Origin of the sequence: Rossellomorea vietnamensis (assembly GCF_001305855.1) — a bacterium.
GTDB classification, from domain to species: Bacteria; Bacillota; Bacilli; order Bacillales; family Bacillaceae_B; genus Rossellomorea; species Rossellomorea vietnamensis_A.
Map to the genome: position 1 here is coordinate 1 of NZ_LIXZ01000025.1, position 25747 is coordinate 25747.

At 33.8% G+C, this 25747-nt stretch carries 18 protein-coding genes; 2 read left to right on the plus strand and 16 right to left on the minus strand.

Annotated elements, in window-relative coordinates; genetic code table 11:
• The 13 genes from AM506_RS19910 to AM506_RS19970 all read right to left on the minus strand — a co-directional run.
• A partial coding sequence (locus AM506_RS19910) for a lipase/acyltransferase domain-containing protein (RefSeq protein WP_060674637.1) occupies positions 1-1676 on the minus strand: 1676 nt, incomplete at its 3' end.
• Between the two features lie 183 nt (positions 1677-1859).
• Positions 1860-2939 (minus strand): DUF3644 domain-containing protein, encoded by a 1080-nt coding sequence (locus AM506_RS19915; RefSeq protein ID WP_060674638.1) that lies wholly within the window; start codon positions 2937-2939, stop codon positions 1860-1862.
• 261 nt (positions 2940-3200) lie between these two features.
• Positions 3201-4673 carry a hypothetical protein gene (locus tag AM506_RS19920; RefSeq protein ID WP_060674639.1) on the minus strand — a complete coding sequence of 491 codons (1473 nt, stop codon included), beginning with the start codon at positions 4671-4673 and terminating at the stop codon, positions 3201-3203.
• 87 nt (positions 4674-4760) lie between these two features.
• Positions 4761-8099, minus strand: a complete 3339-nt coding sequence (locus AM506_RS19925; protein ID WP_060674640.1) for a DEAD/DEAH box helicase family protein — start codon at positions 8097-8099, stop codon at positions 4761-4763.
• A gap of 13 nt (positions 8100-8112) precedes the next feature.
• Positions 8113-9258: a restriction endonuclease subunit S gene (locus AM506_RS19930; RefSeq protein WP_060674642.1), complete on the minus strand. Its 1146-nt coding sequence runs from the start codon at positions 9256-9258 to the stop codon at positions 8113-8115.
• Entirely contained in the window at positions 9255-10712 is a 1458-nt protein-coding gene (locus AM506_RS19935; RefSeq protein WP_060674643.1) for a type I restriction-modification system subunit M, read from the minus strand. The genes AM506_RS19930 and AM506_RS19935 overlap by 4 nt, the downstream gene beginning before the upstream one ends.
• Before the next feature lie 185 nt (positions 10713-10897).
• Positions 10898-12220: a restriction endonuclease subunit S gene (locus AM506_RS19940; RefSeq protein ID WP_060674645.1), complete on the minus strand. Its 1323-nt coding sequence runs from the start codon at positions 12218-12220 to the stop codon at positions 10898-10900.
• Positions 12213-13613, minus strand: coding sequence for an HsdM family class I SAM-dependent methyltransferase (locus AM506_RS19945; RefSeq protein ID WP_060674646.1), 1401 nt, complete (start codon positions 13611-13613; stop codon positions 12213-12215). The genes AM506_RS19940 and AM506_RS19945 overlap by 8 nt, the downstream gene beginning before the upstream one ends.
• A 20-nt stretch (positions 13614-13633) precedes the next feature.
• Positions 13634-13930: a hypothetical protein gene (locus AM506_RS19950; protein ID WP_060674648.1), complete on the minus strand. Its 297-nt coding sequence runs from the start codon at positions 13928-13930 to the stop codon at positions 13634-13636.
• A 252-nt stretch (positions 13931-14182) separates the two neighbouring features.
• The gene (locus AM506_RS19955) at positions 14183-14755 is read right to left on the minus strand and encodes a site-specific integrase (RefSeq protein WP_160316902.1); all 573 of its coding nucleotides are present in this window, start codon (positions 14753-14755) and stop codon (positions 14183-14185) included.
• Positions 14756-15311: 556 nt separating this feature from the next.
• Complete coding sequence (locus AM506_RS19960; RefSeq protein WP_060674652.1) at positions 15312-16256, minus strand: tyrosine-type recombinase/integrase; 945 nt, start codon at positions 16254-16256, stop codon at positions 15312-15314.
• 15 nt (positions 16257-16271) lie between these two features.
• Entirely contained in the window at positions 16272-17384 is a 1113-nt protein-coding gene (locus AM506_RS19965) for a tyrosine-type recombinase/integrase (protein WP_060674654.1), read from the minus strand.
• Entirely contained in the window at positions 17374-18936 is a 1563-nt protein-coding gene (locus tag AM506_RS19970) for a tyrosine-type recombinase/integrase (RefSeq protein ID WP_060674656.1), read from the minus strand. The genes AM506_RS19965 and AM506_RS19970 overlap by 11 nt, the downstream gene beginning before the upstream one ends.
• A gap of 610 nt (positions 18937-19546) precedes the next feature.
• Here AM506_RS19970 and AM506_RS19975 point away from each other — a divergent pair.
• Together AM506_RS19975 and AM506_RS19980 are read left to right on the plus strand one after the other, a co-directional pair.
• On the plus strand, positions 19547-19774 hold the full coding sequence (locus AM506_RS19975) for a helix-turn-helix domain-containing protein (RefSeq protein ID WP_060674658.1): 228 nt from the start codon (positions 19547-19549) through the stop codon (positions 19772-19774).
• Between the two features lie 107 nt (positions 19775-19881).
• Complete coding sequence (locus AM506_RS19980; RefSeq protein ID WP_060674661.1) at positions 19882-21117, plus strand: site-specific integrase; 1236 nt, start codon at positions 19882-19884, stop codon at positions 21115-21117.
• Positions 21118-21263: 146 nt separating this feature from the next.
• Here the strand turns inward: AM506_RS19980 and AM506_RS19985 are convergent, their stop codons facing one another.
• The 3 genes from AM506_RS19985 to AM506_RS19995 are packed head-to-tail and all read right to left on the minus strand — an operon-like array spanning position 21264 to position 25357.
• A complete protein-coding gene (locus tag AM506_RS19985; protein ID WP_060674663.1) occupies positions 21264-22385 on the minus strand; it encodes an AAA family ATPase in 1122 nt (373 codons plus the stop codon).
• Positions 22385-23686, minus strand: a complete 1302-nt coding sequence (locus AM506_RS19990) for a hypothetical protein (protein ID WP_060674665.1) — start codon at positions 23684-23686, stop codon at positions 22385-22387. Before AM506_RS19990 ends, AM506_RS19985 begins: the two co-directional genes overlap by 1 nt.
• A 12-nt stretch (positions 23687-23698) precedes the next feature.
• Positions 23699-25357 carry a hypothetical protein gene (locus tag AM506_RS19995; RefSeq protein WP_060674667.1) on the minus strand — a complete coding sequence of 553 codons (1659 nt, stop codon included), beginning with the start codon at positions 25355-25357 and terminating at the stop codon, positions 23699-23701.
• Between the last annotated feature and the right edge of the window lie 390 nt (positions 25358-25747).

Below are 25747 nucleotides of genomic sequence, written 5' to 3' on the forward strand. Positions count from 1 at the left end.
TCTAAGAACTGGCTGTCATCTAAGATTAAATATTGATCAAATTCATTAATTGAGATTATCCAATTTATCCACTCAAAAACAGTAGTTCTCTCGACAAATTCTTTTAAATTTTTATAAAAAGAAGCTTCAGTAAGACAAACCTTCTGCAAGTCATCTATTATAAAAAAGATTTTAAGCGAGCACTCATCAGCTAAGCTGGTAATTAATTGATTAAATTCAAGAAGAGTTTGGTAATCTGTATCAAAGAAATTATTAAGGGAATTTATTATATTTTTCTCGATATTAAAACCATTAAATATTAGAGGTATGCTTAAGGAGAAATATTTCAAACTATCTTCTAAACTATAATTTTCAATTATACTATTGATTAGCTGAGTTTTACCCGTTCCTGATTCTCCAGTAATTAACAAAATTTTATTATATCTGTCTTCCATTAATTTTAGTATTTCAATTAGAGCTACTTTATAGCTACTTGTTTTTCTTGTTTCAGGTATATCTAAAATAAATGTTTGTATTTCTTTCCTTAATTTATTTTTGAATTCAGGATATGTTAAATTCAATTCTCTAATTTTTTGTAGGGTTGGAATGATATTTTTCTCTTTTATATACGGATCGTTGTTATAGGTTCTTGAAAAATCACTTATTCCCTTTTGTACTTTAGTTCTCCATGTAAAGTCTTCGAAGAAACCTTTAAGTAAAGGGTCTGTTAATATATCATCATCCGATTTAGCATTGAAAGGCATATTATCCCTTGTTTCTTTAAGGTAAGATTCAATTTTTGCTTCATATATAGCAAGCATTTTATCAAACTCTACAGGTAGTGATTCAAAGGTTCTTCCTCTTTGTTCCTCTACTATCTTTTTTTTTAGTTCAATACCTTTCTCAAACATCTCTTTTATTGCTTCGCTAATATGGCTATAATTTGTAGAACTATGGTCAATCACTTTCAAAATACTGCTATGATCTCCTGGAAGAGGAATTCCCCCTACCCATTTTGACCTTATAATATGTGGAATAGCACTGTTTTCTGTAACAATAGTGTCCTCTGTTCCAAAATAAAATTTAAAATTTATTTTCATATTTTCAAGATGCTTTTGCCATAACCTTATCGTTTCATCTAAGAAGTTACTATTAGGTGCTAGAGATGGAATTTGAGCATGCTTATTTATATTTTTTATCAATTGATTATACAAAGCCATTGAAGAGCCGTTATATGGTGTAGCCAAACTAATCATACCCTTTATATTATGAGTTTGATTATTCTCAAGTTCCTCAAGAATATATCTAATAGCTACTAAGCCACCCATACTATGACCTATAAGTAATACATTCTTATACTGCTTAATCTTTCTAGAGTCAATTTCTCTTTTTAACTCTCTAGCCAAAATTTCTATAGTAGTAAAATTACCTTTACCTACAGTAAAACTCTTGAATCTACCTAGTTTAATTTTATTTAATCCCATTGAAGCCAATAAACCATTTGCCAAATGTGAAGTTTCATATTTTATTTCCGCTATATCAAGATTACTAAACGTCTCATCTGTCAAGAACAAATCTATCCAGGAGACTCCATCGTGTCTCCATGTGCTTTCAGAAGCACCAAGTCCATGTATTAATACAATTAAATTATCGCTAAGTGTATCGTTCTTTTTATGTAATAATAATTCTAATGCCAACTTAATCCCTCATTTAACAGTTTTCATTACAATACAGACAAAAGCCACACATTTCACTATAAACTACAATTACCCCCATCGTGTGAATACCTTCATTCAACAATAATGTGATATGATTGCATTTCAAGTAGATTACAGGTTAGATTTTGATTTAAGAATAGAAAAATACTAATAAAATGCATGTCATTGTTCATACTGCTTAATATCCAATATTCTCCTAGATAACAGTGAATTATTTAAATCTGAAATTCTTATTCTTTCTCTATCCAACACTTGAACTATAAAATCAACCCATGCATCTGTATATAAATAATCATTATGAGCTTGGTCATAATAACAATATTTAGTATTTGTATCAAATGGATCTTCAGCATCTATGGGTGGTCTCACATTAAACAACTTCCACATTATTGTATGGTTATTAATTGTAAAGTCAGTAACCCCACTCTCTATTACTTTTTCGACAATTATGCTTGGTCTATGTCTTCCAGTATTAACACCTTCAACTCGAACAACTTTATCTTTGACAATGGCTGTCAACCGCTGTACCTCCTCTTGCTCCTCTGGACTCAATGTGTCCCACCTCAAAAATTCTATCGACAAGTCGTTTCTACTGGCGCTAGCAACTTTAGGAATGGCTATCAATTTAACGCTGAATTCTTGACTGTTGTATACTTCTTCAGATAATTCACTTCTATATTTAGTTATATAATCAACGAGATTTTGCACTTCATTAGATAATAAGTTTTTTTGTGCTTGTCTTTGTTCTTTTGTCATTATCCTTGAAAATTGAAGTGAGAAAGCAAGATTTTCATTTATACCGTATTCTTCACCAAAAAGTTTTACAAGTGTTTTTTCAAAGTTGTATAAAAGCGCCTGACACTCACCAAAAATAAGAGTATCAAGTGTTTCTTTTTCGATGTGTCTATGTTCTATCTTGTTCCTAAGTTTAATAAAGAATCTTAAATTCCTTTCTTCAGCCTCGGTTAGTTCACCGTACTTTGAAATACAAGTGCTTAACTCCCAGGCTTTCCGTTCGCCGTCAACACGTTCATACCGGTTTTTCTTTTTATAATAATATTTGTCACCTATGGTGTTATTAAAATGCGCATGGAATAAACGAGTCCATGCCATAATCATCAATGTTATATAATTCTCTACCCTAAACGTTGTCCTTGGCTTATTGTAAACTTCAACAGCCAGTAAAGCGCTGTCGATAGAGCTCTCAAGTATTGTCTTTGTCTTTCCTTTTCTTAAACTCATCATCTCACCTTCCGTCTTTTCAAGAAACTATATATTTTACTCTTTAATTCTTCTATAATAATTTTTCCAATTCAATCCAACTAAAATTATACCAGTTGTCTTTACAATTATCAGTCTTTTTAAAGGAGAAAAGACTTTAATTTATCTTTTCTCAAAATAGATTATAAGTTTTGAGACAAACAAAAAAGACCGTGGTACCTGAGTATCTTGTCTGATAATCAATGCACTCCAGTCATTTCTGAAACCCGTACCTAGTTGTCGCTAGGTTTTTGGCCAATTAAAATCTTTTTTGTAGTACTTCTTTTTTAGCTTTGCTAAGTCATACTCCCACTCTGTTATAGCGAAACGGAATTTTTCGGATCCGTCTTTCTGACCTTTTCTTAATTTAACATTTCCTGCAATGGTGTAAGCTACTTTTTTCAACCCAATGTCAGGAACTATACGCTGCAATATCCTCCATCTTTGTTCCCTTGTAGTCCCTGTAATCTGGTAGCCTCTTTTCCGCAATTCACTCTTTTCATTTAATCCTATAGAATCATTCGAGTCATCGGGGTTGCTAATAACATCTGTCGAGGGCCACTTAAACCATTCGGTTTCACTTTCTATTTCTTCTTTGGGATTAGCTTTTCTGTCTTCTTTAACATATATATAACCAGGTTCATTTTCTTCTATTAATTTCTTTAAAAAATGTCTATTCATATAAATATCTTCTCTCTTTGGATGGCTAAAGGCTTCCACTTGGATTACTTTATATATTTTTGTCATTTTTTTATTTTCGTAGACCGCTAAATTAATTAGTATCTCTTGATTTATGTCACTTAATTTATCACCTGGCGGAAGGTTATATGATACCAACCTTTCTACTCCAATCATTACTTGTTTTTCTTTTACTCTTTTGAGTATATGCTCAATAATGCTTTCTTTCTCAATTGCAGAATAACCTTTGACTTTTTTAAAAGAATTAATAAGAAGCAATAGTTTTTCTTTATTTATATAGCCGGTTTCTGAGAATGATTTCGTAACATAACGGAAAAATTTGATTCCCCAACGGTTACTCCTTATTAAACTATCATATTGGGTTATTTGTTCTTTAATCTCTTTGTCTCTATTTAATATAAAGGCATACCAAAGTAGCTTCTCAAAAATTTTTTCATTAACCTGGTGATCAAACTTATACCAATCAACACATATATCCGAAAAGAGTTTCAACAATTCATCTTTTATATTCAAAACTAAATATGTATGGAGAAGCTCTAGTGATAATTTTATATTAAAGCATTCGTAGATATTTCCTTCCAAGTTATCTATTCTAGGGGTAAGTACTGAATCAATATTAAATTTGCCTAAAGATCCGTCACAATAGTTTAGTAGCTTCAAAACATTGTAATAAACTCTATCTTTTAATGAATGATTGAATTGAATCAGTATTAGATCACATAACTGATGTACATTTGTAGCATTATCCGTTAGAAAAAACTTACTCTGAATACGTATCTTGTGTATTAATTGCGTAAGTATTAAAGCTTGTTTTCCGTTCTCAGTTCTATAAATATATTCTAATAACCTTTTTACAGTATCAAAGAATTCCCTTGGGTTATCCCCCTCAACCCCAATACCCTTTAGTCTAACGAGAACTGTCATAAAGTCATTGTCACTTTTGATCGGCTCGAAGTATTCTCCGTACTTCACTTTTAACTTCTCCACTTCCAAGGTTGACAACAAAACATTGTCCATTTGACCTCCCTCTCTTTCTAAATGAAATAAAAAGGCAACTTAAGGATCCTTAAGTGCCTTTAAATGTAATCAGGTCAAAGTTGGATTTTACGCGCCAGCAATCTCTTCCGAGTTCCTATTTATCTCATCAATAACCCCAATAATCTTACGGGCATCGTCCATATTATCCTTAAACAACTCAACAATACTTCCGACTGACTTAAATGGGTCTTGCTGTAACACTTTCTTATCTATTACTCCGTTCTTCACGACATAATCCACAATAAGTTTCACAAACCTACTTTGATAGATATTAAGTTTTTCATTGGTTAGAAACTCCGAAAAAGCTTCATTTGCTGCTTGAGGATCCAATCCTACAATTTGTCTTACCAGCCTAGTAATAGGAGTATCCCCAAAGTCCTTTTTGTAATCTTCTTTAGTTCCCAAATCGTTCCAAAGAATACTTTCCAACGTCTTTATATCTTGATCAGTAAGCTTCTTGTTGTTTCTAAGCTTGTGGATTGCTATTTCATCTCTATGTTGTTGAAGATAGTGATGTACTTTCTTCTTATAATTTTTTAAGTCATTTGTGTGGAAAATTGGACCGCTTTCTCTTACCTCTAATACTTGATCTTTGAAGTTTGTGAAGTACATTTTTTGCTTTTCTTTTTCAATAAACTTAATCAGGTCACGTAGTGCTTCACGAACACTTTCTAGTTCAAAGATATCCGCACTTTCCCAGAACTCTTCAGTTAAAACTTTATTAATAATAGGCTTTCGTTCAACAACTTGGGGTATTGTTCCTAATTTAGATAATGCTTCTGCAGTTGTTACCACACTTCGAATTGGCTTAGTAGCATTCTTTGTTTGTAGTTTAGCTAACTCAATAGTGTACATTACTAAGTCAAAACGTTTAGCAAATTCGTCATCATTAAATGGTACGATGATTGGAGAAACATGTTCTTTAATTTCATTTACTTTCATTACTGTTAATGAATTCCAGTTAGCCTTATTTTTATATTTATGAACATGCTGCAAGTGCTGGCGAACTCGGAAGTTTTCATCATCCAATGCATTGATGTCTGCAAAAACATCATTAATAATTTCGTTACGATGTGAAATATAATCTTCCGTTTGATATTCCATCCCTTGAAGCTCTTTAATGATTTCAACTTTTGAATTAAACAGCTTTTCCGTTAAACTCTCAGTAGCTTTTCCTTCTATGCCCTTCGGATTCTCTCTGAAGAATTCAAAGTTCCCGCAATAGTCAAAGATTAAGAAATGGGTTTTATCCTGCCCTATTCCCAGTAAATCTGGACATAAACGTGTTCCTCGACCAATCATTTGCCAGAACTTTGATTTTGAGCGGACCTTCTTAAAGAATACCAGGTTAACCACTTCAGGAATATCTACACCAGTATCAAGCATATCAACTGACACAGCTATCTGTGGCATTTTTTCTTTTGTTGAGAAATCTTCAATTAGGCTTTGGTAATAATTCACGCTATAGTCAATGACTTTGGCGAATTCTCCTCCATACTCCGGAAATAAAGCATCGAATCTTTCAACTATCTTTAACGCATGTTGGTGGTTTTTCGCAAAGAGAATTGTTTTGCCCAGTTTATCCCCACCCTCAACATGAATTCCTTTTTCCATTAAATTCTTGAGAACGGTATCAATTGTGTCTGCATTAAAAAGCCACTCATTTAACGCTCCACTATCAATATCGTCTCCAACCTCATCTTCAAATGTTTCTTCATATAATTCTTTTTCCTCATCTGTTAAATCGTCGTAACGGATACCTTCTTCAAGGAATTTCATTCTTGTTTCGATGGTTCTGTAATCAACCAGATATTCATCTTCAACCGCTTTTTCCAACTCGTAAGCATACGTCGGAGTGCCACTTTCCATGTTGAATACCTCATACGTATTTTTATCAATTTCATCTTTTGGGGTGGCAGTCAGTCCCAGCAGCATGCCGTCAAAATAATTAAAAATTGAACGATACTTCTTATAAATACTTCTATGAGATTCATCAATAATAATTAAGTCAAAATGACCAATAGTAAATAACTTCTTGCCATCTTTACGTTTGACTTCATCAATGGCATTCATCATAGTTGGATAGGTTGAGAAGACCATACGGCTTTCATCAGGATTATCTTTATTATCCAAGAGGTTACATAACGATAAGCTAGGTAAAAGATTATTAAAGTTTTTCTTTGCCTGAAGTAGAAGTGTTTTACGATCTGCTAGAAACAAAACATTTTTCACCCAGTTATGGCGAGAAAGGACATCTACAATCGAGATAGCTGTTCTTGTTTTCCCGCTACCTGTCGCCATAACTAGCAGCATTTTTCGCTGATTTCGTTCCAATCCATCGCAAACCGCTAATATTGATTCCTTTTGATAGTAACGATTTGTAATATCATCGTTAATTTCAATATTTTTCAGTTCACGCTTCATTGTGAGGCGATCTATAACAAGCTTTAAATCGGCTTTATTATAGAATCCAGATACCCTTCTTGGTGGATAGGGTTTATGCCAGATATAGGTTTCAAAACCATTGGTATAAAAAATTACAGGACGCTGCCCATATTTTTGTTCAATGCAGTCGGCGTATAGTTTCGCTTGTTGCTTACCGACATTAGGATCATTTGATGTTCGTTTTGCTTCGACTACACCTATAGGTTTACCATTATCACCAAGCAGTACATAATCAACAAAACCAATACCTTGATTATTCGGCATTCCTGTCACTTCAAATTCCTTTGCAACATCCGTACCGAATTCCCATCCAGCTAATTTTAAATCAAGATCAATATACTTCTGCCTTGTTTCAAACTCACTTATTTCATCAACCTCAAAATCATATTGGTCTGTATTTATTTCCCGTTTGATTGTATTTACCTTTCGAAGCTCTTCATTTTCCTTCATCATTTCTTCTAAACGACGATCTTTAGAGCTTAACTGGTCATATAAGTCTTGTAGCTCTTTTGGTCTTACACGTTTCTCTTTACCATGTTGTAGTAAGGACTCGTCAAACTCCTTCGCAGTATATTCATCTGAGTAACAGTAATCTATCCAAGCTACAAACTGATGTAAATTGTGCAGAGATAATATTGCTTCATCACGATTGATGCTTGCGTTGGAGTGGACTGATACATTTCCCAACTTAACAATGTACTTCAACAAAGGGAGTAAATCATCATCAATGATAGCTAGAAAATTAGAATCGTGAATTAAACTTGATAAATTCTCTTGGTAAGGTACTTTTAATTCACTATCAGAGCTATAAAGCCATTTTACCGCAAGCTCAAGTGCGCGACGTGACAAAATCGCACACGTCGCAGGGCTAACAATAAGAGCTTTCTCTGCTTCTAGGCAGGCATTATTGAAATTTTTATACTTAGGTTTTTCTTTAAGAAAGCCAAAGTTTGTTGCCAATATTACCCCTCCTTTATTTAGTCTTTAAAATTTTTTCTTGGATTGATAATTCTCCTTTAAAGGCTCGTTGCATTATCGAATTAAATAGGTTTTCTAGTTCTCTAAGGGTAGTTAGCAGTAAAGACTTTTCTTGACGTATCCTATGAACGATTGCTGTAAATTCTTGTTGTTTATTTAAAGGTGGATTAGGAATTGGGATTCTCTTTAATTTGACCCCAGTTAAATGTGCGATAGTTGCTTTTGAAGTAAAGTCTTTGAACCCCCCGTTACCTGCAAAATATTGCATCACACTCTGTAGATATTCAGGAGTTGCAAGGTTATTCTTTATTCTTGCTCTATGGAGAGCTTTTTGAAAATAGATGCTCTTATTATCCCATTCCCATATTGCAGTTCTACCAACTTCCCCGCCTTCACAGATAAGTAAATCTCCTTTTTTGAGAGATAGTGTTTCTAATTCTTCATCGAGGAAGTCCATTTGAGGCAGGTCATCTAATATAAAATGTCCCCATTTTACATTTCGATTTGCTAAATATGGTCTTGTGTTTTGCCCTTTTTGTTTTTTCTTATCTAACATTTTTCCTAAACGAGTATCACATATGTCACTAAACTCTAACAGAGTCCATTGTTTAGTATTTCGAAGTGGGTCCCCAAACATCTCTAGAAACACACTTTGTGTTAGTTGGTCTAATACCTCCACTTGTACTTTACGTTTGTCAATTAAGGATTTAGCTTCATTTAGAATATTTACTACCTTTAACTGATATTCTAAAGGAGGAACAGGTATATTTATTTCTCCGATATATTTCTTTGAGATATGTTTAAGTCCGGCACCTCTAAATCCGTTTTCTAATATATGAATATTGCCTCTTAAATAGTAATATATATATTGCATATTTATTAAATCTCGATTGAGAGCTTGTAAAATAATGCAATCCGTCGATACAGAAAATTGACCTTTTGAAAAATGGATATTAGCATTTCCACCAGTTCCAATTATTATACTTTCACAGTCAACCTCAAAATAATCTAAGAATTTATTTTGTTTATTACTAGATGTGAAAAATGGATATTCACCTTTCAATTTTCCTTCACTAGCTTTTATATTTGATTTGGGTAGAAACTTGAGAAGTTCTGAAATCTTATATTTAATTATTTTCACTTCAACACTTCCTCCAAATTTTTTATCCCATATAAAATTTCATCCTCTAAACCTTTTATTCTTTGAATTAGTTCTTGTGGGGACTCATACTCCACTTCCTCATACTCAATTTCTTTATATTTATCAATAGACAAGTCATAGTCATTTTCACGCAATTCATCAACCTTAACCAAAAAGGATTGCTCTGTTCGTTTTCTTTCTTTTTCATCTTGTAGATTATGAAATCTAGCAATAATATCAGGGATATCATTTTGTTCAATAGGACTTCTCTTATCATCGAGTGAATAGCCGTCTGCTTTCATATCATAGAACCAAACATTGTCAGTACCACCAGCCCCTGTTTTAGTAAAAACCATGATTGCGGTAGATACTCCAGCATAGGGTTTAAAAACACCACTAGGCATTTTAATAATCGCTTCTAGTTTATGAGTATCAATAATTTCTTTTCGAATTTTTTTATGAGCTTTTGAGCTTCCAAATAAGACACCATCTGGTACAACAACAGCGGCACGACCACCAGCTTTTAGAATACGGATGAATAGTGATAGGAATAGGATTTCGGTTTTCTTTGTTTTTGTAAGTTTTAATAATTCGTTTGAAACTCCTTCTTCATCTAATGAACCCTTAAATGGAGGATTTGCTAGTACAAGAGTATATTGTTCTTTATCTTTATTTACTTCTGCTAGAGAATCTCGGTAATCGATATTAGGGTTATCAATGCCGTGAAGCATCATATTCATTGCCCCAATACGCAACATCGTTCTGTCCATATCATTTCCGTAGAACATCGTGTTGTTAAAATGCTCTTTTAAGCCTTGCACTAAAAACAGATCACTTTGGTTTTTTCGTAAATATTCTGCTGCTGATACAAGAAAGCCAGCTGATCCCATTGCCGGATCGATAATGACATCTTCCGGGGTTGGTTTCATAAGTTCCACCATCATATCGATAACGTGGCGTGGTGTGCGAAATTGTCCATTTGTCCCAGAGGTTGCTACTTTTGATAGTAAATACTCATATAAATCACCTTTTGTATCGCGGTCTTTCATAGGAATGTTATCAATACCATCAACAATTTTAGAAAGCATATTAGCCGTAGGTATCATAAACATTGCGTCATTCATGTATTTTGAGTAAGCAGAATCCTCTTTGCCATGTAGGTTCTTAATGAAAGGGAATACTTCTTTTGATACGACTTCATACATTTCTTCAGCTGATCCAATCTGCTTAAAATGACTCCAGCGTAAATGCTGCTTATCTTTAGGGAACAGGCCTTGATGTTCCGTTCCAAGAAACTCTGCTTCCTGCTCTTTCGTTGTCTCTTGTTCATCTAGTCCTTTTATAAATAATAGGTAAGTAAATTGTTCTATTACTGTTAATGGGTTTGTAATTCCCCCAGACCAAAATGTTTCCCATATTTTATCTACTTTATTTCTAATTTCTCCTGTAATCACTTTGTTTCCTCCTTGAATTTTCCATTAGTTATTATATCACTATCTAAAATATCCAGATAGTAAGTGGGGAAAAATCATTTACAACTCTTACCCCCACCATTAAATTAGTTCAATTGAAATCCAACCAACTTAATACGTGAAATTATTAATAACTTCCTACCTAATTGTTTTAAAAAGCAATTGCCTTAGTCAAATAATAAATTAGTAAATTCCTCAATCTGCTTTCTGACAGCTCTGAGATCCATTAATTTTAGTTCTTTGTTAATTTCATCGATTATCTTTTGTTGTAATTGGATAGTCGGTACAGGTACTTTGATTGTTTTGATTGCTCCAAGCTTTATAAACTGTTGAGCAGCACCTCCTGACCGGCTTTCAAAAAACTTTTCGGCCCATGTTGTATTGAAATAATAGACCAAAAACTCCGGCAAAACTTGATTAACATCGGGCATTACAATAGTAAGGTGCTGATTGGCCACTGCCCCTTCAAATTTTTCATCGACTAATGCAGCTTTACCTATAGTACCGACCCTGGAGATAAGCACCTCATTTTTAAAAAGTGTACTCTTTAAATTTATCTCCTTAAATTCCTCATCAATATAGACCAGTTCTTCTTTTGAGATGAGGTTTCCTTTAAGGTCCTTAATGCGTACATATGGTATACCTTCAGTTTTATATTCCTTAGAAGGAATGGCTGCACCAGATCTGAATTTAATGGTGATATCTTCTAAAGATTTAGTTTCCACAGACCACGCTTGACTCTTGTTATCCATATAAAAGCCAACATCAAGCCTATCTTTCAATTTATCATATGGATAAGGTTGATATAGTATTGACTCCTTTATCAACTCTTCTTCTATAATTAGAATATCATTTTTAGTAAACACTTCTTCTACAACCTGTTCAGTTGATTTAGTATTATTATTTCGTTCTATCCAAAGAGAGAAATATTCGTTAGCTTTATTTTCAATAGCATCATTAAAACAGTTATCAGGAACCTCTAAATCTTTTAAGTCCTTTAACTTAACCGTTGGAACTGTCATCCCTTTTGACAAAGCTGTAATTTGTTTATTAAAAGAATTACTCCTTAAAACAAAGTAAAGGACTTCAGCTAATATTCTTTTGGGTCTTAATACTGCAAAAGTTGTGTTTACAACACACCCTTCAAATTCTTTAGTAACAACCGCAACTAAATTTCGCTCGGGTCGAACTGTTGAAATAAGAATATCCCCTTGTCTGACGATTAACCTGGCTCTAGCCGGTAATTCTTCTCCGTGCATTTTTTTTGCTGACAAAAGTATTCCTTCTTCTGTAATACAATTGGAATCTATATAGCTGTATTCGCGATCACTTATGATCTGATCTTGATTTAATCTGTCAGGATTAAAATCTACAACCTCATTTAATGGCGTACCTTTTATAACTGCCAAATCCTGCTTTGATAATAATGAAGTTACAACCCATTCATCATTATTAATAACGTTATATGGAAGTGTACTGATCTCAGCCATTTGGCAGTCCCCCTTTTTTCCATTTTGAAAATCCTCCAACAATTTCCTTAAAATCTTCAACGCTATCTGCTCTTGCTAGGAATATTTCATCAGCTGACTCATTAGCTTCTTTTTTCTTACGTAAGACTAGTACACTTACCTTCACACTAGCGTATGGCTTTAAGGTGTGCGTAGGTAAACTTACTATAGTCTCTATAATACTTTTTTCTTTTATGAAATCTCTTGTAATACTGAACTTCTCACTAAACAAAACACTTTCAGGAACCAACATCACAATGTACCCACCTGGTTGCGTTACGGTTATAGCCTTTTCAATGAATAAATCAGATGCATCAACTCTTTTTTGTGCTAGTTTATAATTGATGTGTAACTCTTCAGGCAGGTTATATTTTAAGCCTAATGGTGGATCCAGCAAAGTGAGAGAAAAGGTATTAGCTTGTAACTCCTCATTCTCTCGTATCGAATCTTTACAATTCACTTCAAATGCATTTATCCCGCTTACAATGGACATTATTTTTGAAATGGTACAAGTATCTTGATAGATTTCAAAACCGATTAGTCTTTTGATGTTATTGGCTCCAATTACATCAAAAGCAATTGAGCCATATCCAGAGGCTAAGTCAACAACACTATCCTTTTTAAAATCTAATTGCTGAACTAATCCTACATACAATTCACGTAAATGTGGTGGAGCATTGAACTGACCTATGATTGGTTTGTTAACCTCTAAACATTTCATTATTATCTGTCTTAATGCAGAATGGACCGGTGGTAGTACACTGATTTTGTTTAGAAAGGTCACAAGCTGCTCTGACTGAAGATCATAGTTAACTTGTTGGATATCAATCTCATAAAATTTTGATGCTTCAAATAGCAATTCTTTAAACTGTTGAAATTCTTCAATTTTTACCCACTTATCGAGATCACCATGTTCACTTAAATAGGTTCTTACTAATAATGTATGGGCCATAACTTTCCCATACTGCTCACTTGGAAGATATCCTCTAATCCCCTCTAATGCCTCCCAGGCAGTTTTTTCAATCAAATCGTCCTTTGTTAGATATAAATGCTTACTTTCAAATTCCGGCTCATCAGTTGGTAAAAATGTATTTCCATCGAACCAGTACTGATTATCAGGAAATACTAATAACGCATAAGGTGCTTTTATTCCTTGAACATATTTCATTAATTGTTGCTGGGCACTTGGATTTGGTTTTTCCTTTATTTCAACAACAACTTGAACCTCTTCATTACCTTCATCATTTAGTGTATAACCAACCAAGTCAGGACCACTCCGACCTATTTTTACACCGCTTTTAACGATAGGTAATCCTTTTTGTTTTAATTCTTTCTCAGTTTGATTTAACAACTTTTTCTCCAAAGATAATCCCACTGTATCTCACTCCTTTTTTATTAAGCAATAATCGCTTCTGTTTTTTTATTAAATCTCATCAACTTCTGCAAGTAGAAGTTTTCTTTTTCTGCCTCTTTGCCACTTTCATATTCCTTCTTATTTATTGCCTTGGCACTGGCAACACTATATAAGATAGTATTGTTCTTTTTTACACCAGGCATTTCTGACACAATTTCCAGTACATCCATTAATACACAATTGTTATCCGTTTGAAGGTAGCGAGGAACACTAACCTCTTTCTTCTTACCTACATGACCATACCGACATACCACCCTCCAATACTTATACTCATCCATTGACGCGATTACCTCCTTATTATTTTATTTCGTTATATTCATTGGTGCGTTTTATTATATTTACATTAAACCACCAAATTAATCTCCTGTCAACACTCCAGTGAAATTTATTTTAAGTGAACTAAACAAAATACGCACCAATGATAAAATAGTTAATGATTTGGTTTTCTACTAAAAAAGGAGCTCAACATTTGGTTGAACTCCTTTTTAGGATGGTTATGCACCCTTTTATTTAGTGCAGCATTTGGAGATTTATTTATATAATAAGTTTTGGGTTGTTTCAATTCTACTATGTCGCAAGCGATTCTTTATCAAGTCGAGGGATGCCCCCGCATTAACTAGTAAGATAGCATGCATTCTTCTTAAATCATGAAATGTTATTTTCCTAACATTTGCTTTTTCGATTAATCGATGAAATTCTATTCTTATGGTAGAAGGTTTTCGGACTCCTCCAGTTTTATCGGGGAATACCAGATTTAATTTATGCTGATTTTGCTTATCCATCTCCCTCCGCTGCTTTTCTTTGTACTCCTTTAGGGTAATCACCAGGTTAGAAGGCAAAGCTATGGTATGGGATCCACTTCTTAATGGTTCAATTTGTTTTTCTCCACTTCCTGTTGAGAGAGCATTCTTATTAACAGTTAAAGTTTCCTTATCAAAGTCGATATTATCCCATGTTATGGCCAAAAGTTCTCCTAGCCTCACCCCTGTAGAGAGTACAAATTTATACATTTCCCCGCTACCTTCTAGTTCTGCTACTTTGAGAAACTCGATCACCTCTTTATTACTCCACGGTACAAACTTTCGTACTGGCTTTTTATTCATTTTCATCATACCTTTCATTGGTTATTCATTTTTAATTCCCATTTCAACAAGAGCTTAGAACTGGTGGAACGAACAGAACACACATTGTACTTCCTAATATCACTTCTGTCCTTTTTACTCACAACCAAATCATTTTTATTCCTACTCTTAGAAAAAGGGTCATTTTTAGTGCTCGAGATTCTAGATTGAGGACCTAAGAAGTTAATGACCGTATCACTACTTCTATAACCTAACTAATGCTGTACTCTTAAAATTTGTTTTCTTACGTCCTCCTTTCGAGTCTTTTCCAAGATTAAATTAGCAAATAAAAAAGGGCAGACGGATAGTGAGATCACTAATCCATCGCCCTGGTCCTTCCAGCCACAATGCATTTAACTTAAGGCTACTATATTGAATTAACTTCATTATATTAGTGGTATTGCTGCATTTCAAATAGAAGCGATAAATTTTTTTCATTGAATCAAGAACTTTCACTTTAATGTCCTCTAAGAAGTGCATTTAGAGTTTTGTTCATGGATTCGTTAGGAACTTCAAGATGTCCTTCTCAATGGCAGTGTTATAAAAATTGATCTGAATTTGCCTCCAAGTAATTTCGATAATTCATATTATAGTTAAGATAATGCATCGTTGTTTCAATTCTTTCATGACGTAATTGCTCCTGTATAGAAAACTCGTTCGCTCCACTTATTAGGAGCAGTTGGGCCATCGTATGCCGTAAATCGTGGACACGTACCTTCCTATCAATCCCAGCTTCATCATAAATCCGTTGTAACATTGAAACTAATCTCCTTCTATTCAATGGCTTACCCTTATAGAAGAATACTTCTTTATCTTGTCCGTTAGACCACTTCAGCCACTCGGGGTGTTTAAAGTATTGTTCAAGAGCTTCTTTCAATTTGTCTACTACTGAGACAACCCCTGCGGATGTTTTCTGGCCAAGAATGATATCTATTGTTTGAAACTCCAGATTTATTTGTGACTTTTTCATCAAACAAACCTCTTGTGAACGTAATCCGCACGTTAAAAACAAAAGCATTAGTACATAGGATTGTTTAAAAAACGAATCTACTTTTTTTGAGGCTGTTAGCAACTTATCCGCATCTTCTTTACTGAAAGCACGATCTACTTTTTTAAGCTTATAATATGGATTCGGATAATACGTTGTTGGGTTTGACTTTATCAAGCCTACCATTTTCAAGAACTTGAAAAAGCATTTAAGTGCTTCAATACTATTATAAAGAGTTTTATGACTGGCTCCATCCTCTATGAGGAATTCCACGTAATCATCTATAAACTCTTCATTTATTGGATCATATCTCGAATCTAATTTTCCAAACATAAACTTATCAAAATCCAACTCCCTTACAGGGCCCAAGGACATCATATATCTTCCAAACCTTTTAAGAAGATACTTATAACTGTCTTTTGTTGACTGTGCTATATGAGTATGTTTATACCATTCCTTATAATAATGTGAATCCAAAATAATATTGCTTTCCATCTTTTTCACCTCCTCTCATAAAAGCTTCGCAATTGGATTCTTCTCCATGTCTTCTTTAATTTGATTCCTGCTTTGTTTTGCATATGGTTTCAATGATGTAACAGTGGAATGACCCATCAGGTCCATCATTGCATACAAATTGATCCCAGAGCGAATACCGTACACAGCATAGCTATGTCTAAAATTATGAACGCTTAGTTTCTCTACTTCATCGTCACTAATCGATTTTGCTTTCTTTGCTAAACTTTTAACCATCCCTCTAACTGCTCGGTCCGTTATCGCAGTTTCTCCTCCCGTTGATGAAAAAACATACAAATCTCCACAATTAGCTTTAAGTGTTTTCCAATCTTCAGCGAGGTGCCCATACATAAAATCAATATATTTCATTAAGACATGTAAAGCGTCACGTTGAATATATGCAGGGAGAAGCTTCTTTTTTTTACGTTTTCTCCTCACCATAATCATTTCTTCTTCCAAATCAATGTCCGATAAAGTGATACCAACAAGTTCACTTACTCTTAATGCTGATCCAAGGAATACACTAATAATCGTATAATTTCGAAGTCCAAAAGCTGTCTCTTTACTTAAAAGGAGTAATTCCTTTAATTGTTTAATATTGTAAAACCTTGGCAATCCATCTTTGTTCCAGTCCACCCTTAAAGTCCCATCGAAATCATCTTTGTTCAATAAATAAAATTCTTGAACTACTGTTTTTATGAATGTTCTAAAAAATGCTGCTTTTTTAGCGCTTGTATTGCTCGAAAAATCACTTTGACCAAAATAATCAAGCAAAGCAGTTGTTGGATATATTACTTCCGTTAACTGTAAATCTAAGGTTCCATATTTTTTGATGATAAAATCACCAAATAATTTTCCTTCAGATTGGTAGGTAACCTTAGATGTATCCGCTAAACTTTTAAATTTTGAGCTTGCATAAAAAAAGTGCAAGCTTTCTTCGACAGTTAATTGTTGAAAGGAATCTCCTTGTTCTGTTGCCCCTCTATCTCCACTTAGATCTAAAACATTAAATGCAGCCATTTGGAGTTCTTCCATGTTATGGAACTCTAATAGTTGCTGGATAGCAACTTGAGCAGAACCTTGCTTAGAAACTTCTTGGTTAAAAGTCATCTATTCGTCCCCCTGTGTAACTTAATTTATTCAGCTCATTTTTAACGAACTTCCTTTCTAAATGAACATATTTAGCAACAGTGTCATCAGATATATGCCTTGTTAAGCTTTTAATAATTTGCGGTGGACAATGCATAATTAATCTTGTCACAAATATGTGTCTGAACAGGTGTAGACCGCCTCCATAATCCCAGCCGGCAATTAACTGATAAGTGTTAAATAATAGCCTCAAATCTTGGAGAAACATCCTGGGATCAGCGCAAAAAATGTATTTTTTTTCATTTGACCTTTTATACTCAATCAACAAGGCATACACTTTCGAAGGTATCGGCAAAATAGCATCCATTCCTTTAGTATCCGTTATAGAGATTGATTTTGTACTGAAGTTTATATCCTCCCAACTAAGTCTTGCAACCTCACATCCGCGAAATCCCATGAGTATCATTAAAGAAAGGGCCAGTTTATCCCCTACCGGGTCAGATGAATAACATCCAATAGTATTTATAAGATCTTGTATCTCTTTATCTGATGGAAGTCGCCTGTAGAAGTATTCGTCTGTTTCAATATTTGTTAGCTTTGTCGTAACCTCTTTGACTATTTTCTTTTTACGAAATAATAACTGAAAAAAGCCACGTACATACTGTAAATTTCTTTTAGCCGTAATTTCCGCTAAAACCTCTTCTTTAACTTGTTGAATGAGGTAAGATCTATAATCATCAAGGTCTTCACTTGTTACCATATTGAAAATAAAAGTGTTAACGGATTGACCTTGAAACTTAACCAGCGTATTTATTGCCCAATTTACAAAGAGTTGTACTGAATTGTAATAATTATTAATAAAACTCTCTGGTTTAATGTTTCTTTCTTTCTTCAAGACACGTTCAACAACTCGAACTAGAGGATGATTAAATTTGATCTTCTCTATTTTTTCCACATAATCATTAAGACGTATCTTCGTGAATGGCTTTAAGCTATTAAGGAAGCTTTGATAATATTTTAATTCTGTGGAACTTAAAACCTTAACAACGTTAGTTAGGTATTCAGTATTTAAAAAATCACTTCGCTCCAATTCACCTGATTTCTTCTTAGTTAATTCCTCCATTTTAGTTAACACCTTTTCAAACATAGCCATATTGAGGTTATACACTCTAGTTGAAGAACCAAATTTAGTCCTCATGAATTTCTTTACAAATCGTGAATCTAAAAGGTCCTTAGCTATATTGGCATAAAGCCACTCGTTTACATTTCTCGACTCTAAAGAATTTTGTTTTACGTTTAAATTCAGGTCATACATTTTTTCAATCATGTCATCCATCCAACTTTCAATGAGATGTGAGTTTTTCCCATTCACATAATTTCCAAATGATGACATTTTTATTCTTTTTTCGGAGAACCCTTTCCGAGAAATATCATTCTCATACCAACCTTTCCTACCCTTTCCAAAAAGGCTCATGTCTTTTTCGGTAAACAAATTCTCTATACCACCTGACTCGTCAGCTTTATCAAAGTTAAAATCAAATAAAGACAGCTGTACTGTATCCTGGTTTTGCATATCTTGTTTCTCCTCTCTTTTTGACTTCTTTAATTAATGACTAATCTTCTTCACCACTTTATATTGAGCAACAAAAAAAGCACCGTCCTATATCTGTGAGAAAACACACGTATTGCGTGTTTCTACAGATATAGAGACGGTGCTTCCGCTCTAGATCTATTTGAAAAGAAAAAAATTATTCTATTATCACTCCAACAATAAACTGAAGTGCTTATGACTAAACTTTATAATAATTTCTTTTGGGTAGCAACTATAAGTAACATTTTTGTGTAAAAGAATTTTAGTTTCGCGTTAGAGCTCTATACATTTTAGTTTTAATCCATTTTGGAATAAGTTCAGCGAGTATAAATCCTCTCCAGAGCCAATTAGTGTTCAAAAAATATCGCAATTTTATTCTTGACAATTCAATATATCTCACTTTAAGATGTTTAACATAATCAAATTTCATAAATCATTTGGGTAAACCCCACAGATTGGATCAGGAAGGACCTGCCAATCCAAGTATAAGATTATATGTTTTCAACTTATGATCTTACTACCTTGGGTGCAGTCTATCTTTCTTTCCGTTTCTGTGGGGTTTTTCTGTTTGATTTTACAGGAGGCAACATTTATGGAAAAAAACACTCAACACAAAACTTGGGATTCATTACCCGATACTCTGACAGCAAAACAAATTTCTGAATTTCTAGGAATCTCTAGAAGAAGGATTTATGAGCTATTTCAAGTGCATGTTGATCATGGGGGAATCCCCAACTATGAAATTGGTGCTTCAAAAAGAGTGGAAAAAGATGATTTAATGCAGTGGATTAAACGACTGAAGGATAAGAAACGAGCATAACGACTGATGGAAGCAAGTATATTGGAAAGGCTCAAGTAAACTTTATGTGGAGCCTTCTCCTACCTTTCTACATTTAACTAAACTTGGAAGTGAGGTAACAAATAAGTATGAAAGGTCATTATAAAAGAAGAAATTGCAAGTGCGACCCTAAAAAGAAATGCTTTTGCGGTGGTAAAACCTGGACGTTTTGGGTAGACATTGGACCGGACCCTAAAAGTGGGGAAAGAAGACAGGAAAGTAGAGGTGGATTTAAAACAAAGAAAGATGCAGAAGATGCTGTATCTGCGATAATCAATAATGTGAAACAAGGTACTTTTATTAAGGAATCCGATATCTTGTTTAAGGATTTTGCTACTCAATGGCTGCCTATGTATATTGACCGAACATGTCCTAAACCTGGAACAATTCGCCTTCGAAAATATGGCATAAATAAATTACTCCCCTACCTTGCTCACATTAAGCTTAAAAACGTTTCAGAGGAAATGTTCCAAGATGCTCTAGATGATCTAAAAGCTAAAAATTTGTCCAAAAGTACACTGGAGGGCATCTTAGCAACAGGTAAAATGATATTTGATATGGCCGTCCATAAAAAACTCATAAGAGAAGATCCAGCAAAAAAAGCCTATATTAAAAAGGATCCTAAAATAATTAAAGAAACAGATGAGGAAGATCATAAGAATTTGGATGAGGACCTACCAAATTACTTTGAAAAAGAAGAACTCAAAAGCTTTTTGGATGCAGCAAAGAAAAATGGACTGTTTATGGATGATCTCATTTTCACTCTATTAGCCTACACTGGTATGCGGGTAGGTGAATTAGTAGTACTTAAATGGAAAGATATTGATTTTAATAAGCGAACTGTCCGCATTAACAAATCCTACTATAACGAAAATAACAATATCGCTAAATACGAATTAGTACTACCTAAGACAGAGAAATCCAAACGTAAAATTATGGTATCAAGTCTTGTGATTGAAATGCTAAAAAAGCATAAAGAAGAACAAGAGAGAATCATTGTTAGATTAGGGGATTCTTACAATAATAAGGGATTTATTTTTACAAATGTAAAAATCCATCATGGCCTCCCTATCTTAACAAAGTTAGTGGAAAATAGGATGAAAAGATTACTTAGATTAGCTAATTTAAATACGAAGCTTTCTCCTCATAGCCTACGTCATACCCACACTTCACTACTTGCGGCAGCTGGAGTAGAACTAGAAGACATAAAAGATCGCTTAGGTCATTTTGATGATGAAATAACCAGGAAGATATATCTTCATATTACAGACCCTGTGAAGAGAGAAGCATCTGATAAATTTGATAACTTCATGGAAAGCGCTTAGTAATTAATTATAGTGAAAGCAAAATTAATCATTTTGCTTTCACTTATATAAGATTGTTGAAATACCCAACTTCTATACTATCTTCACAAGCGAAGTAATAATAGCTTCTGTATCCTTCATAAAATGTTCCTTTCTTGAATGTTGATTTATTGCTCTATGAAAACAAGTTCACCATCTTGAGGAACATCTTCTTTAGTAATTAACATCAACGATTCTTTGGTAATATGGCCTGTCAATTTGGAAAGCCGCTTCGACTGATTCACCGTTATATCATCAAACAAATTCCGAACAAGACGACCATTTGAAAAGTGATCGTCTTGTTCATTTAATATCGTTTGCAACAATTCACGAACTTTTTTAATAGCTTGGTCTTCGGCAACATAGTCATTTTGAATACATGTGTAACTGAATATTTGAACGAGCTCATCGAGTGAATAATCATTAAATGAAATAAAAGTATTGAATCTTGACTTTAATCCTGGGTTGGATTCAAAGAACTGGTCCATCAAATCTGTATATCCAGCTACGATTACTACGAGGTCATTTCTATAATCTTCTAGGGCTTTTGTTAGCTCAGTAAGACTTTCTCTCCCATAACTATCACTATGATCATTCTCAGTTAGACTATACGCTTCATCAATAAATAGAACTCCACCTTTAGCACGATTAATTAACCTTTTTACCTTGATTGCTGTTTGTCCTTGGTACTCAGCAATTAAATCAGTCCTACTTGCTTCAACAAATTGTCCTCTACTTAATAACCCTATAGCTTTATACATCCTCCCAACAATTCGAGCCACTGTCGTTTTCGCTGTGCCGGGATTACCCAGGAATGCCATATGCATCGTTTTATTTGACTTCTTCAAGCCATTTTTCACTCGTAATTGTTGGATTTGATTAAAGTCGATCAAGTCACGGACTTGTTGCTTTACATCTTCCAGACCAACCAGTTCGTCTAGTTGGTTAAGTAGTGCATCTAGCGACACATTTGAAGACTCTTTTAAGTCTTGGATAAGACCATCAACCTTTGATGCTCCAAGATATTTATATAATGTTTCAATAACTTTTTCTTGCTTTTGCTCCATACTGGCTAAAGTTTGGTTCTTCGTTAGGATACCTAGTTTTTTAATGAACTCTAAAGCAGCTTTATCTATTTGCTCGTCCGTTATTTCTTGTACTAATTTCCCCAATTCAGATGCTTGTCCTAAAGCAACATCTAACTGCTTCGCTTCTTTCATCAGCTGACGTTTGTAATGCTCAGAAATCATCATAGCACCCCGCTTAGTATTAAAAGCACTAAAGCACATGTTATCGCAATACTAGCAAATGAAAAAACTTTAGTGGTTTTCAACCCTTTTGATAAGTTTATTGTCAACTGATTAAGCGCTGTAATTTCATCTTTTGCCTTTAACAATTCAGATTCAAAATACGAAGACATTTTTTCTGCTTTTTGCTCAATTCCAATGTTGAGTTCCTTTATAGCATTTTCAAGATCTGTCTTGTTTTTACTGACTTTGTTAGTTGCTAAATCGAGTTTTGCATTAATCTCTAAATGGTTTCGAACGATTTCTTCAGATAGAGTCTGGATATCGTCCTGAAATAATTGTTGTAAATCACCGAATTTCTTTCCCTGTTTAGCAACTTCTTTATTTAGAAATTCGATATCTGTCTTGTTTTTACTGACTCCGTTAGTTGTTAAATCTAGTTTTGCATCAATCTCTGAATGGTTTCGAACGATTTCTTCAGATAGAGTCTGGATATCGTCCTGAAATAATTGTTGTAAATCACCGAATTTCTCTCCCTGTCTAGCAACTTCTTTATTTAGAGTTTCGATTTTAGATATATTATTATTTTGATGTGATACCAGTTGATTTACTGTTTGAAATTGCTTAAGTTGATTTTCTTTTAGTTGATTCAGGTGATCTTGAAAACCTGACTGCAAGGATAATAATGATTTTGTTTCAACAGTCAAATCATCTACTATCTGCTCTTGTGCTTCAATCTTTGCTTCGATTGCAGTAACATTCTCTTGCATGGTTGAATAGATATCAAAGATTGCATCCACATCTGTTAAGTGTTCTATTCTCTCAATCTTTTCTTTAAAATTCTGCAGTACCTGAATTACCTTTTTCTGTTGATTGATCATTTGTTTGATATCGTTCTGATTAACCTCAACGCCTTCTATTCCCTTTAATGCTTTTGCATTAGCTTCTTCAGCTGCTTTCAATGAGACTAAGATTCCCTGGATATACTCTTTATCTAATGCAGAAAACGTATCGTAGATAGTATTAAACTCTTGAATAGTTCTAACCAGAACTTTGTTCTGCTCAATCATTTTATCTTGAATACTTTCAGTAAGCCTGTTTAAGTCACTACCCGTCACATCATAATTAAACCACCCAAATAAGCCTCCCGTAACTGGTACACTAGGTAATTCTGCTTCTTTAGGCAGTTTCTGACTGAATGCTTTTAACTCATTTTTCTTTCTATTGAAACCCTCACCTCTGGTAGACACCATGATTGTCTGGTCATTAGTTGAGGATTCCTCTTTCATTATTACCTTTGTCATTTTTCATCACCTTTAAAGTAAGCCTTCTAAATCTTTTTGCATTTGAAGTAATTCACTCTGATTTTTAGTAATATTTTTATTGTTTTTAGAACCACTAGCATGATTATCATCAAATATCTTATTAAGAGATTGTTGCATTTTGTCCTTCGCCAAGGCATGATTCTCTGAGATTTTGCTCATAGCATTTTCTTTCAATGCTACTACACGATTTTCAGCTACGGTAAGTTGTACTTGTTGAAGATTCATAATCCCATTTTTCTTACCGATAATTTGTTGGTTCTTTTCTTCTTTTATCTTTTTGGCGATAAACTTATCGATAAGATTTAGCACGATGGCACCAACTAAGCCAGATACTAAACTTGATAAAAATAAGCCAATCATATTAGCAAGAGAGCCAATTAGAGGTATCTCAATCTGCATTCCAGGAACTGTTAATAAGAATTTTTCAAAAACTTCTCCTAAGAAAATCGCACTGCCTCCAACTAATCCAACAGTTATTATTTTTCCGATCTGTGCTACCTTTACAGTAAAAGGCTTGCTCTTATTCTTCTTATCTCGAAGGTAATTGACTGCATCCCTAACAGAAGATATCCCTTGCTTAATTAAACTTGCCAACTTCTTAAAAAGACTTACAATTGGTCCCAATATTTCAGATACAATTGTACCAATTAATGTTGATGCTCCCTTCTGAACAAAACTAATAATTTTGGTAAAGAACGATTTCATCGAATCACGCATTTCAGATAAGAATCCATTAAACGACTTAGATTTCGCCTTTAAAAAACGGATTAGGCCGTTCATGATCTCTTTCAACAACGTAAAGAGTGCTGAGATAGCCATTGTCTTCAAGGCATCTTTTCCGGCTTTTTTTCCAACTTCTTTTGCTGCATTAATTCGAATATCCTTATTAATTGCCTTTCTGGCTTCTTTATCCGCTTGCATCATAAGATCATCATCAGCAGCAAGCTTATTATTCAAATATCTGTCGTTTTTTTCCTTTATCAAACGTTTATCGACATCTGACATATTGGATTTATCAACCTTTTTATTAGCCTTTTCGTTTTCCTCAATAAGTAATTTTTCCCTAGCCTCACGGGTTTTTACATATTCTTTATTACTCTTTTCCTTTTTACTTTTGTTTAAATTCTCATTTGTCGGTTTTAGATTTTCTTCTTTATTAGCAAGTCCAGATACATCTAAATTAGCTTGCTTTCTTCTTTGATTTTCAAATAATTCTTTCCTACTTACTACATGGTCTAAATTAGCCTTTTCATTTGGCCTTAAGTCTCTCCCTGTGTATTCATCCTTTAGTATTCCAGCTTTTTGTTGCTCCTTCATTGCCTTATTAGCATCTTTGTATTGTTTGTCTATCATAACCGAGTCAGCAATATCCTTGTACTGCTCAGGATGTTCTCTACCATATTTTTGGATCAACGTTTCATTTGTCATATCGAGTCCAATTTGATTCCCAAACTGTTTCCAAACTTCACCCAAGACTACTTTTCCTAAAGAATCAGGATTAGAAATGGTTGCTCTATCTCTTTCCACTAGCTCTAAATCAGAAAAGCTTTCTTCCAACTGTTTTGATAAGACACCTTCTACAACTTCAAAATCAAATTCAGTTTCAATATTATAAATTTCCATACTTTGATTTGCATTCTTATTAGCCATAAGATCAATCAGTCCTTTTAAATAAGTTCAATGAGAATTTTGGTAACAATACTCTTTCTTGGGTGTTAATCCTATACTTTAAACTAAGAAAATAAAATATTTTACTGTAGTTTGCTTGTTAAAAATACCTGCTCTTTAGTTCAAGTGAAAAACTCACAATGTCTGAAATATTAATATTAAAATCATAACAGAAGATATCGGATTGTTGTTCATATTTACTACATTTATGGAAAAAAATGTTGATGAATATGTCGTCAACTAGGCATAAACTCTCTCCCTTATTAGTCATTTCCTCCAATTTTAAGTCTCTCCTTATCAATGTATCGAATAAAGAAAATGAATTTCTGGGATTACAGTTGGTAATAATGTATTTTTAGCAATAAAATAATT

Excerpts from the sequence above, each read along its gene's own strand:
- AM506_RS19990 (WP_060674665.1), bottom strand. The coding sequence starts at position 23,686 with ATGACAAAGGTAATAATGAAAGAGGAATCCTCAACTAATGACCAGACA.
- AM506_RS19975 (WP_060674658.1), top strand. The coding sequence starts at position 19,547 with ATGGAAAAAAACACTCAACACAAAACTTGGGATTCATTACCCGATACT.
- AM506_RS19950 (WP_060674648.1), bottom strand. The coding sequence starts at position 13,930 with ATGGATGAGTATAAGTATTGGAGGGTGGTATGTCGGTATGGTCATGTA.
- AM506_RS19985 (WP_060674663.1), bottom strand. The coding sequence starts at position 22,385 with ATGATTTCTGAGCATTACAAACGTCAGCTGATGAAAGAAGCGAAGCAG.
- AM506_RS19965 (WP_060674654.1), bottom strand. The coding sequence starts at position 17,384 with ATGACTTTTAACCAAGAAGTTTCTAAGCAAGGTTCTGCTCAAGTTGCT.
- AM506_RS19940 (WP_060674645.1), bottom strand. The coding sequence starts at position 12,220 with ATGGCTGAGATCAGTACACTTCCATATAACGTTATTAATAATGATGAA.
- AM506_RS19920 (WP_060674639.1), bottom strand. The coding sequence starts at position 4,673 with ATGGACAATGTTTTGTTGTCAACCTTGGAAGTGGAGAAGTTAAAAGTG.
- AM506_RS19960 (WP_060674652.1), bottom strand. The coding sequence starts at position 16,256 with ATGGAAAGCAATATTATTTTGGATTCACATTATTATAAGGAATGGTAT.
- AM506_RS19915 (WP_060674638.1), bottom strand. The coding sequence starts at position 2,939 with ATGAGTTTAAGAAAAGGAAAGACAAAGACAATACTTGAGAGCTCTATC.
- AM506_RS19955 (WP_160316902.1), bottom strand. The coding sequence starts at position 14,755 with ATGAATAAAAAGCCAGTACGAAAGTTTGTACCGTGGAGTAATAAAGAG.
- AM506_RS19980 (WP_060674661.1), top strand. The coding sequence starts at position 19,882 with ATGAAAGGTCATTATAAAAGAAGAAATTGCAAGTGCGACCCTAAAAAG.
- AM506_RS19970 (WP_060674656.1), bottom strand. The coding sequence starts at position 18,936 with ATGCAAAACCAGGATACAGTACAGCTGTCTTTATTTGATTTTAACTTT.
- AM506_RS19995 (WP_060674667.1), bottom strand. The coding sequence starts at position 25,357 with ATGGCTAATAAGAATGCAAATCAAAGTATGGAAATTTATAATATTGAA.